Origin of the sequence: Aquimarina rubra (genome assembly GCF_042684305.1) — a bacterium.
Classification (GTDB): Bacteria; Bacteroidota; Bacteroidia; order Flavobacteriales; family Flavobacteriaceae; genus Aquimarina; species Aquimarina rubra.
In genome coordinates this window covers 306,175-320,750 of record NZ_JBHULE010000008.1, presented here as the reverse complement: position 1 = coordinate 320,750, position 14,576 = coordinate 306,175, and the positions used below count along the sequence as shown (strand labels likewise).

The window sequence follows — 14,576 nt, the reverse complement described above, 5'->3', positions numbered from 1 at the left end:
AATGTTCACGGCTCATTTATTCTTAAAACTCAAATTATGTTAAAAAGCATTTTAGATTTAAACAATGTTAAAGTTCTTAAAAAGAACGAACAAAAAAAAGTGACCGGAAAAGGTGGTCCTGTGACATGTCATTTTGCACCTCCTTGTGAGCCAGGAATGATAGAATACCGCTGCTTCTGTTATCACCCTTGGGAACTTTAAAAAAGTAAAGCCTGAACATATTTTCAGGCTTTTTTATTTTTAGAACTTTCTCTCTGAATTTTTTCCGTATAACTACATATCGTTTACGTCAAAGATAATTCTGATAGAATTAATCAGAATCCTAAGTATTGTCCAATTTTGACCTAAACGTTAAAAAAAATTGCTATGAAACTAGAAAACAGTGTTATCATTATTACCGGAGCTTCCAGCGGAATTGGAGAAGCAACAGCTCTTAAACTTGCAAAACATGGGGCAAAAGTAGTACTCACCGCAAGAAGAGAAGATCGTTTAGAAAAATTAAAAAAGAAAATTGAAGATGAAGGTGGGAAAGCCTTAGTAGTTACAGGAGATGTAACTAAAAAAGAGGATTTTGAAACCATTGTCTCAAAAACACTAGAAACTTTTGACACCATTAATGTTATTATCAATAATGCAGGATTAATGCCATTGTCTTATGTAGAAAAGCTTAAAACAGATGAATGGAATACGATGATCGATGTAAATATCAAAGGAGTGCTTAATGGGGTATCAGCCGTTTTACCTACTTTAATTAAAAACAAAGGCGGACATATTGTTAATATCTCCTCCACTGCTGCTTATCAATATTTTCCGGGCGGAGCAGTGTATTGTGCAACAAAAGCGGCCGTAAAAATGTTTTCTGAAGGATTACGAAAAGAACTAGCTCCAAAGTATGGAATCAATGTAACTTCTATAGAACCTGGTGCAGTATCCACTGAATTAACAGAAACCATTACAGATCAAGACATCCTGGATAAGTTCTCCGATATGATGAATATGACAACGTTAGAGTCTGAAGATATCGCAGAAGCTATCTTGTATGCATTGACACAACCTGCTCGAGTTAATATAAATGACATTCACGTATTGCCAAGCGAACAACAGTAATTAAAAATAACAATATCACTAGGCTTACTCTTAAAAACAAAAAATACCATGGACACAGAAATAGATCAAGAAGCAATTACCACAATAAATCCGGCCACCGGAAAGAAATTAAAGCATTACAAATACATGTCTGATAAAACTGTAGAAGAAACCATACAGAATTGTCATAACGCTTTTCTAAACTGGAAAACATTTTCTCTATCAGACAGAGCTGAAAAAATTAAATCATTAGGTACGAGCCTTAAAAAACATAAATCAGATCTCGCCAAAATGATGACGACAGAAATGGGTAAATTATTAAAACAAAGTGAGAAAGAAATAGATTTATGCATTGCTATTTGTGAATACACAGCGAATAATGGTCCGAATGATTTGGCGTCTGAAGAAAGAACACTTTCCGGTGGTGGAAGAGGAATTGTAAACTATTCGCCAATAGGTGTGATCTACGGAATACAACCCTGGAATTATCCATCCTATCAAGTTGTGCGTTATGCCGTGGCAAGCTTAATGGCTGGCAATGGAGTATTGCTAAAACACGCTGCTAATGTTACCGGAAGTGCTAAACTGTTAGAAAAAGTATTTCTAGATTCCGGTTTACCCGAGCATCTCTTCAGTGTATTAGTAATCAACCACGATCAATCAGATGCTATTATTAAAAATAAGTTAATACGGGGTATTACCCTAACGGGAAGTCCGAATGCTGGAGAAATGATCGCTGAAAAAGCCGGAGCGCAACTAAAAAAGACCGTATTGGAGTTAGGAAGTAACGATGCGTATATAGTTTTGGAAGATGCTGATCTGGATCTAGCAGTAAAAATGTGCGTAAAAGGTCGTATATACAACAATGGTGAAACCTGCATAGCAGCAAAACGTTTTATCGTAGTTGATAAAATTTACGATAAATTCAAAGATGCTTTTGTAACAGCTATGAAAGGTATTAAAATTGGAGATCCTACTTCTTCAGATTTTGACATGGGACCCATTGCCAGGGAGGATTTAAGAGAAAAGCTTCACGAGCAGGTTGAGAAAAGCGTTGAAAAAGGTGCTGAAATACTTTGTGGTGGAGAAATTCCAGAGGGAGATGGATTTTATTATCCAGCTACCGTTTTGGCATCGGTAGCTCCCGGACAACCCGCATATGATGATGAACTATTTGGACCGGTAGCTTCTTTGATTAAAGCTAAAGATGAAAAAGATGCGATGAGAATAGCTAATGACAGTAAATTCGGTCTTGGAGGTGGTATCTTTACTCAAGATATAGACAAAGCAATTCTTCTGGCACAGAATCATTTTGACACTGGTATGATCTTTATTAACTCTTTTGGATTAGCAGAACCGGGAATGCCTTTTGGAGGAGTGAAAAGATCAGGTTACGGTCGTGAACACGGAGGTTTTGGTATAAAAGAATTCGTGAACATAAAGTCTATAGTGATTGCCTCAAAATAATTATGGCTATCCACAAACTTGAAAACCGAATTCTAACATAGAAATTCGGTTTTCCTTTTGGTCCAATTTATAATCAATATTATGTATTCATATAATAACCCAATGCACCAGACGGGCAGGCATCTATCTGACTTTTTAAAGCCTCTGTTGAAGCATTTTCGGGTAGAATCCAGGGTTTATCTTTTGGGTGATATACTTTTGGTAGAGTTTTTACACAAACTCCTGAATGAATACATTTTCCGGGTTTCCAAACGATGGTAAGTTCTCCGTTTGTATATTCTTTTTTAATATCATTTGTTGCCATATCTACAGTGTTAAGAGTTCATTCTAAAGATACATAATTCTTCTAAGAATATCCGGCGGAATCCTTATCACGTAAACTAGCCAAAAATCTTATTCTTAAAATTTGTACCAGTAGCAGCTGATGCTGTAACAACTCCTGCAAACAACGCACCACCTACTCCTGCGGTAACAATATCCTGACCGGTTAGGTACAAACCTTTAATTGGAGTTCTGGGTTGTAGAAACTTCTGACGAAAACGCTCTGGTGTATGATCAATTCCGTAAATCTCTCCTTTTTGATAATTTACGAAATGCTCCGTACTCAATGGTGTAGAAAGTTCATAATGATCCACTTGTCCTTCCAGATGTGGAAGTTGTTTAAATAATTCTTTCATTAATCGCTGAGCAATCTTCTCCTTCCAGGCTTCATATTCTTCTCCTCTTTTCATCCAACGCGTATCCTTCCACTTTGACACTGTTTCGTATGGAACCAAAGTAATGATATCAATAGTACTACGCCCAGGATATCTATTGGGCCAATCAGGATCTTTGGCAGCGGGAAAAGAAACATATACTACCGGAAACGGTGCTTCTTCATTTTGTAGATATCGATCCACGCAACTATCGTGATCTAAATCTTCAGGATAGATCCAAAAATTAGTTTTGGGTAATTGTAAATCCTCTGGAGAACTCTTAAATCCCATATATAAACATGCATGGGAAACTGACGGTGTTACTTTTTGAAGCTTTTCATTCAATTTATGATGAATAGCAACAGATTCGGGAATTAATTTTTCAAACGTATTAAAAACTCCGACGCCACTAATAATGGTATCTGCAAAAAACTCTTTTCCATCGATCATACGAACACCTTTAGCTTTATTATTTTCAATGATCACCTCAGCCACTGCGGCGTTGGTAAGTATCGTACCTGAAGAAGCTTCAATCACCGGATCCACCGTATCTACAATTCTGGAAGATCCACCGATTGGAAAGTTTCCTCCTCCAAAATAATGTCTAGCCACAGACGCATGCATCGCAAAACTACTTTGCTTAGGTGGTAAACCATAATCACCATACTGTGCGGATAAGACTTTAATCAAGCGTTCATTTTTGGTAAGCTTACTAAGTACATCATAGGTAGTTTGGTCTGCATATTTTAAATACGGTCGTTTTAAGAATCCACCGATCAGAAAACGTAAAAAACCCGGCAATGCTTTTTCTTTATAAAAAGATCCCATTACCTTGTTCGCTCTAAAAACCAAATCAATATATCCATCAATTGCTTTCTCTTCTTCAGGAAAATAGCTAACCATTTGATTTCTAAAATTTTCAACCCCTTTTACAAAATCATAGGATGTATCCCCAATAATAATGCGATCATATACCTCTCCCATATCCGCCCATTCCAGCTTACTATCGGTTATATAATCAAACAACTTTCGGATAGGACTATTTTCTTGCTGTACACCTCCGATGTAATGAATCCCTACATCCCATTCATATCCTTTTCTTTTAAATATATGTGTAAACCCTCCTGCAGTATAATGACGTTCCAGGATCAGTACTTTCTTCCCTTCTTTAGCTAATATAGCCCCAACAGTAAGACTTCCCATTCCCGAACCAATAATAATGGTATCATAATTTTCTTCTAACCGCGGCCGTTGTTTATAGGATTGAATCATTTTGTTTTAATTGGTTTAGGTTGTTTCCCAAATCTAAGAAGAATTCTGGTCGTAATTTACTTAGCTGAAAAGTTATTTTTGTTATTCTTATGTAAAGATAATAGTACAGAAAATATAACTACTATATAACCATATTCATCTGGTATATCCTTACTTTTGCAGCGTTCTTTTCTAAATAACCAAACGGATCAGTATTGGAAATCTAGTTAAGATACCCACAAATCAAAATAATTACAAACTCAACATTCCACTAAAAATGGCTATTCTAATTTTTATGCTTGTATTATGGTATACAGGTTTATTTTTTCAAAGTTTCTTTCTACACCGATATGCAGCACATCAGACCTTCACTATGTCTAATTTTACTGAAAAAGCATGCTTTTTCCTTACCTGGGTATGTCAGGGATCTAATTATCTTAGTGCTTATGGTTATGGTGTGATGCACCGCATGCACCATGCTTTTGTAGATACAGAAAAAGACCCGCATTCTCCTAAATATGATAATAATATGTTTAGCATGATGTGGCGTACCAAAAATATATACCAGGACATTAATAATGAAAGAATTTTACTAGATTCAAAGTTTACCAAAAATACTCCTCAATGGAAATCTTTTGATGCTTTTGCCAGCTCCAATTTCTCCAGAATCGCTTGGGGACTAGGATATACGGTATTCTTTTATTTTTTTGCTTCGGTTTGGTGGCACTGGTTATTTCTACCAGTAGCTTTTTTTATGGCACCTATACACGGAGTCATTATTAACTGGTTTGGACATATCATTGGATACACGAATTTTAAAGTCGATAATACTTCTAAAAACCTATTGCCTATTGATTTCTTGATGATGGGTGAAAGCTATCATAATAATCATCATAAACATAGTGGCAGAGCTAATTTTGGTGGTGTACGATGGCACGAAATCGACCCAACGTATTACATCATGCTAGTGTTAGATAAACTACGCATCATTAAATTAAAAAAGAGCGCGGTTCGTGTAAAATAATAATAGCCTTTGTAGTAGTCTCATCTAATAATGATACTTCTTCGGTACTAGATGACCAATGCTTTATTAAAACAAAAATATCCAGCGTAACATGCTGGATATTTTTGTTTATTATTTATTCTACTTTTTTATTTCACATCACAGACTACTAAATTCTACAAAATCATACTCCGGCGAGTATTCGAATAAATGTCTTAATACAGATGCGTGCCCATTACCTACAATTACTAGTATTCTATCCTCTTCATTTTGATCTATTTGCTGAATTTTTCTAAACATACGTAGATTTCGATTGTACCACCATATAGATAAAAAATCTGCACCACGGTTGTCATCTAATTTAAAATCTCCAACCAAATACGCTCCATAATTATTCTGATGACCTTCTATCGTATTCATAAATTTGAAATAATCCAAAATCTTCACTTTTGCAGGAAATTGGGTAGATGCATCAAACGATTTCTGAACCATCTGAGCATAAGGATCTTCTGACTGAAAATCATAACCTTCTGTAAGTTCCTTCATCATTTTGGGATATTTCTTTTCTAAATCTGAACTAAATGTAGTAGCATCTATCGAGTAAATTTTATCATGTTTCAGATCATTCGCTATACGCATTCCTAGCTGATAACTTTCATTTCTAACGTTTCTGTGTTTTCCTTCTCTATATTCGGCATACTCTTTATCCATACCCCAATCTTCTTTCGCCTCGATCGCTACTTTGGTTGGTTTAAATCTTTTGATATAAGCTACTAACTCCTCTACTTCGGATTTTTTAGGCTCTTTGAGCACATCAATTTTATCATCTTCATTGGTTTTGGTGTAATCCAAACCCGGATATGAAAAATGAAAAGTACCAACCACCAATACTTTTGTTTTCTGTTTTGGGTAATAGGTTGCATATGGTTTCAGGATTCCTTCATTTTCCTTTGATACTTCTTGCGCCTTCATTTTGTTGGTAAAAAAGACTGCGCTGATACTAACGAGTAATAATAGACTGTGTTTCATTGTATATAAATTATTAAATTCTATACAATGTTATTGTCTTATCACACAAAGTATATGAGTTTTACACAAACACCCATTATCATTATGCCAATAATAGTTATTATAAAACATTAGTATTTGTTGTGCCAAAATAGTAGTTCATCCTAGAAAAGGAATTGTTCGTACTATTTAACCAAAACAGTACCCATTTAAAAGTATTTTTGATATATGAATACGAAAAAAGAATTTCTTTACAACTTACTCATCATCATAACTATTTTAATTCTGGATGTTCTGGGTGATTATATAATTTTTAAAAAAGATATTTTTTCAACCAGTCTTGATTTATTTTTATTTAAAACCACTTTTACAATATCATTACTACTTGTATATGCCGTAAACTATATATACAGTGTACCACGATTTTTATTTAAGAAAAAGTACGCGAAATACTTCTTTTCTTTTATTGCAATGATTTTACTGTTTGCAGGAATTAGATTTTTGCTAGAAGAAATTATCTTATACCATATCATTGGAATACATAATTACGTTATGACCATTCCGATATCAGAATTTATAAGTACATATTTATTTGATTCTTTTTATTACACATTGAGAGTTTGTTTGGTAAGTGCTGTTGTCTGTCTATTTTTTAGATTTAATCAAAGTAAAGAAGAAATGCATCATCTACAAATTGAGCACGAAAAAGCTAAATTATCCGTGTTAAAATCACAAATAAGTCCGCACTTCCTGTTTAATACATTAAATAACTTTTATGAAGAATTGTATGATGAAAAGCCGGACACTGCCAGTGATATTATGAAGTTATCCAAATTATTAAGATACGTTACCTACGAAACTCATGAAGACTTAGCCTACTTACATAAAGAAATTGCATTTATCGAAGATTATCTGTATTTCTTTAAGCGTAGATATGAAGATAACTTCCATGTGTTATTACATATTGATGGTTTTATACATTCTCAAAAAATACCATCTCTCATTTTAATACATTTTGTAGAGAATGTTTGTAAACACGGTATTATCAATGACAAGAATTGTCCGGCCAGTATATCCTTACTTATTAATGAAAATACACTAGAACTAAAAACTAAAAATTATATAAATACCTCGGATACGTATACAGAACCTGGTATTGGTACCAAAAATATTAAGCAAAGACTTGAGGTAATATACAAGGATAATTATATCTTGGAACATCAAAAAGATGAGAACCAATTCGAGACATATTTAAAACTTGAACTGTAAGTTTATAATACTTTAAACATGAAGGATATATTTACTTGTGTAATTATTGATGATGAACCCGCTGCCATTAGGTTGTTAGAAAAATATAGCAACAAGGTGTCCTTTTTAAAGGTAAAAAACACATTTACGAATCCGTTGGAGGGATTAAAATATTTGGAAAGTGAACCTATTGATTTGGTCTTATTAGATATCCAAATGCCAGAAATAACCGGGATTCAATTATCTAAGATTATTGACAAAAAAACCAAAATCATTTTCACTACAGCTTATCCTCAATTTGCCCTAGACAGCTATGAAGTATCAGCCACCGATTATCTTCTAAAACCTATAGAATTTGAACGTTTCTATAAAGCTATATCAAAAATTAAAGAAAGCACTAGTCAAAATGTAGTATTGGATCAAAATACAGATGATTTTTTCTTTTTTAAAACAGATGGGAAGAATAAGTATACCAAAGTATTTTTAAAAGATATACGATATATAGAAAGCCTTAAGAACTATATCGCGATCCATCTGTACGATCAACAAATCATTACCTATAATACGCTAAAACATTTTAAGGAAACCTTGCCTACATCTAGTTTTATACAAATACATAAATCCTATATTATCGCTATCAAACATATTGATAAAATTGACAATGATTCGATCTGGATACACCAGAAAGAACTACCTATCGGAAATACATACAGAAAATCTTTTTTTGACACTATTGGTAATCATCAACTTTGAGAAATGTATCTCAAAATCTTGTCAACTAACCTGCAACCATATGTTCTACCAATCGTAACTTTTCACCATCAAACTTAAAAATCCAGGTAGAATTGTATTCACTTTCAGAATAGTAACTACTCCCGTACTGAAAAGGTTCCGTCATAATCTCTGAGTGTTGTATATCTCCTGTACTAAGGATCACCTCACCCCCGTTGATTCTTAAATCAGTAATACGAACCAAGAATCCATTATCCACAGATACCTTGTATAGGGCGGTATCTTTGTACCAGTTCACATCTTTTAGATTAATTGTCGTAAGAATATCGTTTAATTCTTTGATTGCTCCGGTCTTATTGGCTCCGTCAGACAATCCATCATCCAGAAATAAATTAATCGTAATAGTGTCGTTTTGCTTCAGGACTCTTTTTAACTCTTTTAATTCACTAAATAACCGTTTTCGTTTCTTCTTTATACGATCTTCAGCAGTTTTGAAAAGAGCAATATTGGCATTTTCTACAGCATTAAGACTTACTTCTGCAGGATTGTTATAATCGGGTTGATACCAGAGATATTCCTGAAAATATTCTAATAAACGTTCATCTTTAAAAACATACTGATGTCTGGCAAAAATTTCATTTCGCAAAAGCTGAAGGTCGTAAAGGCTGTTTTTAGTAATGTCTTTGGTTGTGTAAGTAATGGTATCACACTCAGCACAGTCTTCTAACTGAGCTTGTATTTGTATAGTAAATCCTAGAAGGCATAATAGTATTAGTCTTTTCATAAGATGATTGGATATGTTGGTTTTACAAATATAAGATTTGTTATATAACCTTTGATCCCAGGACAAGAACTTATAAGACAATCGTTACCTTTCATTCCTTCAAGGTAACGATTAAAATATGTCTAATCTGTTTACTCTTATAAAAGTAACTTGGCTTCAATATTATTAAAATAGAAACCTAACTTATTAATACTTGTATATTCACCATACGAATTAGCTTTCTCTTTCACTTCCAGCACCACTTCACCATCTTTATTATAACATTCTATTGATATGGTTTCTTCTTTTTTGTGAATAAGTAGTTTAGTATAGTCCTGTGATCTATAAGAGTTTTCTTTGACCAAAACAGCTCCAGATTTCAGTATACCTTTATCAAATTTCGCTTTATGGAGTAGGTTACCTTTAAGGTCGTATCGTATAACGTCTCCGTGTAGTTTATAATTTTTTAAAGTATATAGGTATATTTTATTTTTCTTATTTGAGGTATAAACAATCACTTCTTGGGTATCTACAGTCATATAATTTGTTACTATGACCTGATTTTCTGTTGTTTTTATCTTTTTCGTGATTGTACCTTGCTCATACCATATTTCTTCATCTCTACCTATCGCTTTTCCCTCAAAAGGTAGATCATTTTTATACACAAGCTTGCTGACTACTTCTCCTTTTTCATTATAATAAATAGTTTCACCTTCTAGTTTATCATTTTTGTAATTTTTGACTACAGTCTTGTTACCATAAAAATCATAGGTAATAAAGGCGGCTTGTCTTAAATCATTGATATAGAAACCTTCTTCTAAAACCTTCTGATTGTATCCCATCTTTTTATAGGATCCATTTTTTTTACCATCTTTAAAAGTATAATAGGTTCTACTTTTATAATCATAACCAACTCCTTCGTACGGTTTTTTATCCTTAAAAACTAACTTTGCTATCACGGTACCCTCTTCATTATAAAAAACTGCTTCGGTATTAATATCCAGATCTTCTATTAGCACATAGGATTCAGTTTCATCAGCGTTACGTTTATATTTTTTCTTATACTTTATACTTTTTATCAACCTCCCTTTAGCAAATTCTTGATATTCATCTACTACATCAGTATCATAGAAATAAGTAAACAGAGTACCATCTTTTTGTTCATAATCATAGGTAGCAACCTCTTTTCCTGTTCTATCATAAAATACTTCTCTAACTTTATTTCCATTTTTATAAAAAAGTTCAGAGCGTTTTTTTGGTGTATCATGATAGAAGGATACTTCTTTTATAATATTATATCCCTCATAAAAACGTTCCTTGATACCTGTTTTCGTTGTATCTTCTTTATAATGTCTATATTCCTTTTCATAAGTTTTTGTTCCTTTTACATAGGTAGCGGTGCGAATAATTCTTCCTTCAAAATCAATATAATATCGAGTCCCATCCTCTTCACTTAAAAAGCTATTAGATTTTGAAGTTATTTCACCAAGCACATCCCCATTCTTGTTATAAAAAACTGCTTTTTTGTTTTCAAATACACTAAAGGGTATAGTCGTATCCGGGTAAAAATTGGTTTCCTTAATCAACTTACCCTGTTCATAGACTTTAGATTTGAATTTATCCAATAAAGTACCTTGAAAAGGAGCATAGTTTTTAAAGGTTACCCTAGCAATTTGATTACCACTTTTATCAAAACTAATAACTTCTTTTTTGTATTTATCTTCATAAAAAACTTTTGATTGTATTTGCTGGTTTTTGTGATAAAACTCGGCGTAGGTAATATTTCCTTCTACATCAAATTCTTCGATAAAATCTATCAAATGCATTTCTTCCGGTTTTGAATCCGAATAAAACTGAACTCGTTTTCCATCTCTAAAATCCCAGGTTTTATTAGGATCTCCAATTCCAACTGTACTTATCAAAGTCCCTTTTTGATCATAGTACTCCATTTTGGGTTCTGGTTTGTCTATGAATCGTTCTCTGATACCACCATTAGGATAATAGGTCGCCTTAACTCTTCCGCCCTTATACTTATGATCAACAATCTTTCTTACTCGTAGAGGATTTTTATAATAATATACAAAAACACCTTGGTACCTTCCGGTTTCTGAATCTATGGAAGATGTGCCCAAATATTCACCTTCGTTACCATAGTACTTTACTCCTGTTTCCTTTGGATAATCTTTGGTGATTTTTTTATAAATTTCATAACGTGTTCCATTCAGGTCCTTGTCATAAATCACTTCTCTAATAATACTATCTTTTTTTTCTCTGAAGGTTTGAGAATTTTTATTTATAAAATTGGTTTTTCCAGAAAAAAAACGTCCGTCTTTATATTGCGCAATCAGCTTTTGATCCTTGTAATAGGTAATAAATTCACCATCCAAGCGATTGTTTTTATAGGTAAACGCCTGCTGTACTTTTCCATCTTTTTGATACCAAGTAACTTTTCCTTCCCAGATAGCTTTATCCTTTTCTGTAGAGGTTCCTACCATTTGTAATTGGCCATTGATATAGTAGTCTTTTATTACGTACAAATCACCATTTTTTACCGAAGGAGGACGATAAAACGCTGCATTTTCCTTTGAGGATTCTTGCCATTTTTGATCATACCAAATGGTATCGTTCTGACCAAAAGCCTTAAAACTTAGGTTACATATTGCTACGCAAACAAATAAAAACTTTAAAATATTTTTTTTCGAAATAATCATAATCGAGCTACTACTTTACTATTCATTTAGAATCGTAAAAGTAAGCATCACAGGAAGAATAACTACCCCTGAAAACAAGGATATTCTATTCACTGAAAAAAGAAAATTTCTTCCTTCTATATAGAAATAACGTTTAGTACGGTTCTTTATAAACATATACCCTTTAAAGAAAAGAGAGCTTTAATTTAAAGGATGCATAAAGTTAATGCAGACGCATCGTGATTAACATAGATATATTAAATACAAGCCAAACCAATTTGAGTTCGATAAAAAACTCTATAGTTTTAGCAGCTGTCTAAGACAATAGATCGAAAACAAAAGACTCTGTCATAAAGCTTATCCTCTCTAACTTGTTGAAAGGTCACTCTAGGTTCGATCTTAGAAAGGCGCGTAATTTTTCATCTTTTCATTAGGAAAAAACCATACAATTTCACGCTTGATATCATAACCAAGTTATATCGAACTCAAATTAAACCGGGAACAATACCAAAGTAAACCCCTGACTCTAAATACCATATGCTGTAAAAAGGTTCAAGAGTGGTTCAATACTTTTTAAAAAGGATCAAAAACTAGTACATTAATAATGCTTAAAAGACATCAAATGCAGTCTTACATCTTCAAGATTTTCTCCTGCAAAAATGTAATCGTGCCCCATTAGGTTGATTTTGCAATGTCCATTTACCTCTGTGATTGCAGATATATGGTCTGGATTAATATAGTGTTGTTTACCGTCTTTGTCTTTAATTTCCATAAACTCCATAACGATATTGTTTTAAGGTGTGAATATGTACTAAAGATACGATAAAAACGGCCTATCGATTTATGATAAATATCAGTATTTGAATATTCTCAAAACCTTTCTTTTTGAAGAAATTACATCAGCAAATAGTATGATATTCTTATAGTAAGCAAAACTCCCCCTATTTACAATAGGAGGAGTTTTAGTAGGTTAGCTATCATAGTTAGATTGATAACAAAAAAAAGTGTAGTTGAGTTTGGGTGTTATTGTTGTAGTATCATTCTTTTAGAAAAGTATATCTCCTCAGGGTCTGAAAGTTTATTTGGGAAAAACATTCAAGACCCTGAAAAAGGAAATAAACCGGTTGGTTAATTGATATGAAAAGGGTAATTCATACGATTAAGATATAGAAACCACTTGTTGCTGTTCTTCTATTTCTTTTTTAGTCAAATCACGTGTAAGCCAACCACTTCTACCGGCTGTGGCTATGGCATAAGGTGTAATCCAAAACAAAGTAAATGCATAAAAAATACTGTAAGGATATGCCCATAGTGATTCTGATATACTATGCTTTTTAGCATAGAATACTGCTTGTATGCTAGAAAACACTAATATACTAAGCAATGTAGAGCTAAAGAATAATATTGGATATGTACATATAAAAAATAACATTAACAAGGTAGCAGGATAAGCCATTGTCATTTTTAACCACTGGTTTAATAACAATATTCTGGTGCCGCTTTTTGCTCCTTCTCTAAAATCACTAAAAGCAAATTTACTCATCGCGATATTCTCACGAATGTTACTTCGCTCCCATCGTATAAACATCTTATACAAGTTCTTATAACGTTCGGGAGTGTTAGTATACACATAAGCTTTTCGCTGAAACAACACATTATAACCCTGCTTTAGAATCATATTGGTCATTGCACGATCTTCACCTATTTTAGAAACCTGCCCCATAAACGTTTGTGTAATCCAGGCTTGACGACAGTTCATCACTGCTTCTCTTCGATATGCCGATAAAGCTCCTGGCGTACATAAAACAGAACCAATCGCACTTTGTGCAGAACGAATAAACTCAAAACTAAAAGCGAAACTCACATTAAGCATACGTGGTATCAGTGCTTTGTCTCTATTCAATACACGAACATTTCCTGCAACCGCACCGCAATTTTCATTTTTCACAAAAGGCGAAGCCATTATACGTAGGGTATCCTTTTTGACAATAGAGTCGCTATCTACTGTGATAAATACATCTCCCATTCCTAAATTAAAGCCTCTATAAAGCGCGTGTCTTTTTCCTTTATTTTCGGGTTGTTGATAGATAGATACACGATTCCCTAATTCATTTTTTGCTTTTTGCATCCAATCCCAGGTATCATCCTGGCTACCATCATCGATAGAAATAATCTGTAGTTTTTCGATGGGATAATCACTTTCTGCTAAGCTATGTAAGGTTTTATATACCAATTCACCTTCATTATACGCCGGTACAATAACGGTACACAATGGTAATTCTCGATCAGAAACCGTATCAATGACTTTATATTTAAGATATAAACGTAGGATAAACACTAGAAAACTTACTTTGATTAATAACAAAGAGATTCCTGTGATCATTAAACTAATGCCCCAAACTGTATTCATTCTTTCTAAATGAATTTCTTCAAAATAAGGTTGTAAGAAATAGAATAAAGATGCAGCGCCAAATAACAGCAAAAATGTCCCTAATAATATAAAAGAATAGGACGCATTGGCCATACTTCTCTTTATACGATCAGCAAACGAACTTTCGATTACCTGGCTTTTTGTGATTTCAATAGATCTTGATATCTCCATAGTGTATTTTTATTACCACTCTGCAGAACCA

At 33.3% G+C, this 14,576-nt stretch carries 12 protein-coding genes; 5 read left to right on the top strand and 7 right to left on the bottom strand.

Going from position 1 to position 14,576, the window contains the following annotated elements; translation table 11 throughout:
• Nucleotides 1-366 precede the first annotated feature (366 nt).
• Both ACFSR1_RS05665 and ACFSR1_RS05660 read left to right on the top strand, forming a co-directional pair.
• Nucleotides 367-1,107, top strand: coding sequence for an SDR family oxidoreductase (locus tag ACFSR1_RS05665; protein WP_378290486.1), 741 nt, complete (start codon nucleotides 367-369; stop codon nucleotides 1,105-1,107).
• 48 nt (nucleotides 1,108-1,155) lie between these two features.
• Nucleotides 1,156-2,553, top strand: coding sequence for an NAD-dependent succinate-semialdehyde dehydrogenase (locus tag ACFSR1_RS05660; protein ID WP_378290484.1), 1,398 nt, complete (start codon nucleotides 1,156-1,158; stop codon nucleotides 2,551-2,553).
• A 79-nt stretch (nucleotides 2,554-2,632) separates the two neighbouring features.
• Here the strand turns inward: ACFSR1_RS05660 and ACFSR1_RS05655 are convergent, their stop codons facing one another.
• Together ACFSR1_RS05655 and ACFSR1_RS05650 are read right to left on the bottom strand one after the other, a co-directional pair.
• Nucleotides 2,633-2,857: a (4Fe-4S)-binding protein gene (locus ACFSR1_RS05655; RefSeq protein ID WP_378290482.1), complete on the bottom strand. Its 225-nt coding sequence runs from the start codon at nucleotides 2,855-2,857 to the stop codon at nucleotides 2,633-2,635.
• Between the two features lie 76 nt (nucleotides 2,858-2,933).
• Nucleotides 2,934-4,520 (bottom strand): phytoene desaturase family protein, encoded by a 1,587-nt coding sequence (locus ACFSR1_RS05650; RefSeq protein ID WP_378290480.1) that lies wholly within the window; start codon nucleotides 4,518-4,520, stop codon nucleotides 2,934-2,936.
• Nucleotides 4,521-4,776: 256 nt separating this feature from the next.
• Here ACFSR1_RS05650 and ACFSR1_RS05645 point away from each other — a divergent pair, with 256 nt between their 5' ends.
• A complete protein-coding gene (locus ACFSR1_RS05645; RefSeq protein ID WP_378290478.1) occupies nucleotides 4,777-5,523 on the top strand; it encodes an acyl-CoA desaturase in 747 nt (248 codons plus the stop codon).
• Nucleotides 5,524-5,661: 138 nt separating this feature from the next.
• On the opposite strand, the gene ACFSR1_RS05640 is transcribed toward ACFSR1_RS05645, so the two are convergent.
• Nucleotides 5,662-6,531, bottom strand: coding sequence for a DUF5694 domain-containing protein (locus tag ACFSR1_RS05640; protein ID WP_378174826.1), 870 nt, complete (start codon nucleotides 6,529-6,531; stop codon nucleotides 5,662-5,664).
• A 207-nt stretch (nucleotides 6,532-6,738) separates the two neighbouring features.
• Here ACFSR1_RS05640 and ACFSR1_RS05635 point away from each other — a divergent pair, with 207 nt between their 5' ends.
• On the top strand, nucleotides 6,739-7,779 hold the full coding sequence (locus ACFSR1_RS05635) for a sensor histidine kinase (RefSeq protein ID WP_378290476.1): 1,041 nt from the start codon (nucleotides 6,739-6,741) through the stop codon (nucleotides 7,777-7,779).
• Between the two features lie 18 nt (nucleotides 7,780-7,797).
• Nucleotides 7,798-8,511, top strand: coding sequence for a LytR/AlgR family response regulator transcription factor (locus tag ACFSR1_RS05630; RefSeq protein WP_378290474.1), 714 nt, complete (start codon nucleotides 7,798-7,800; stop codon nucleotides 8,509-8,511).
• A gap of 25 nt (nucleotides 8,512-8,536) precedes the next feature.
• Here the strand turns inward: ACFSR1_RS05630 and ACFSR1_RS05625 are convergent, their stop codons facing one another.
• From ACFSR1_RS05625 to ACFSR1_RS05610, 4 genes are all read right to left on the bottom strand, one after another.
• Nucleotides 8,537-9,274 carry a YARHG domain-containing protein gene (locus tag ACFSR1_RS05625; protein WP_378290472.1) on the bottom strand — a complete coding sequence of 246 codons (738 nt, stop codon included), beginning with the start codon at nucleotides 9,272-9,274 and terminating at the stop codon, nucleotides 8,537-8,539.
• A 137-nt stretch (nucleotides 9,275-9,411) separates the two neighbouring features.
• On the bottom strand, nucleotides 9,412-11,964 hold the full coding sequence (locus ACFSR1_RS05620) for a toxin-antitoxin system YwqK family antitoxin (RefSeq protein ID WP_378290470.1): 2,553 nt from the start codon (nucleotides 11,962-11,964) through the stop codon (nucleotides 9,412-9,414).
• A 577-nt stretch (nucleotides 11,965-12,541) separates the two neighbouring features.
• Nucleotides 12,542-12,724 carry a hypothetical protein gene (locus ACFSR1_RS05615; RefSeq protein WP_378290468.1) on the bottom strand — a complete coding sequence of 61 codons (183 nt, stop codon included), beginning with the start codon at nucleotides 12,722-12,724 and terminating at the stop codon, nucleotides 12,542-12,544.
• Between the two features lie 378 nt (nucleotides 12,725-13,102).
• Nucleotides 13,103-14,545, bottom strand: coding sequence for a glycosyltransferase family 2 protein (locus ACFSR1_RS05610; protein WP_378290466.1), 1,443 nt, complete (start codon nucleotides 14,543-14,545; stop codon nucleotides 13,103-13,105).
• Nucleotides 14,546-14,576 lie beyond the last annotated feature (31 nt).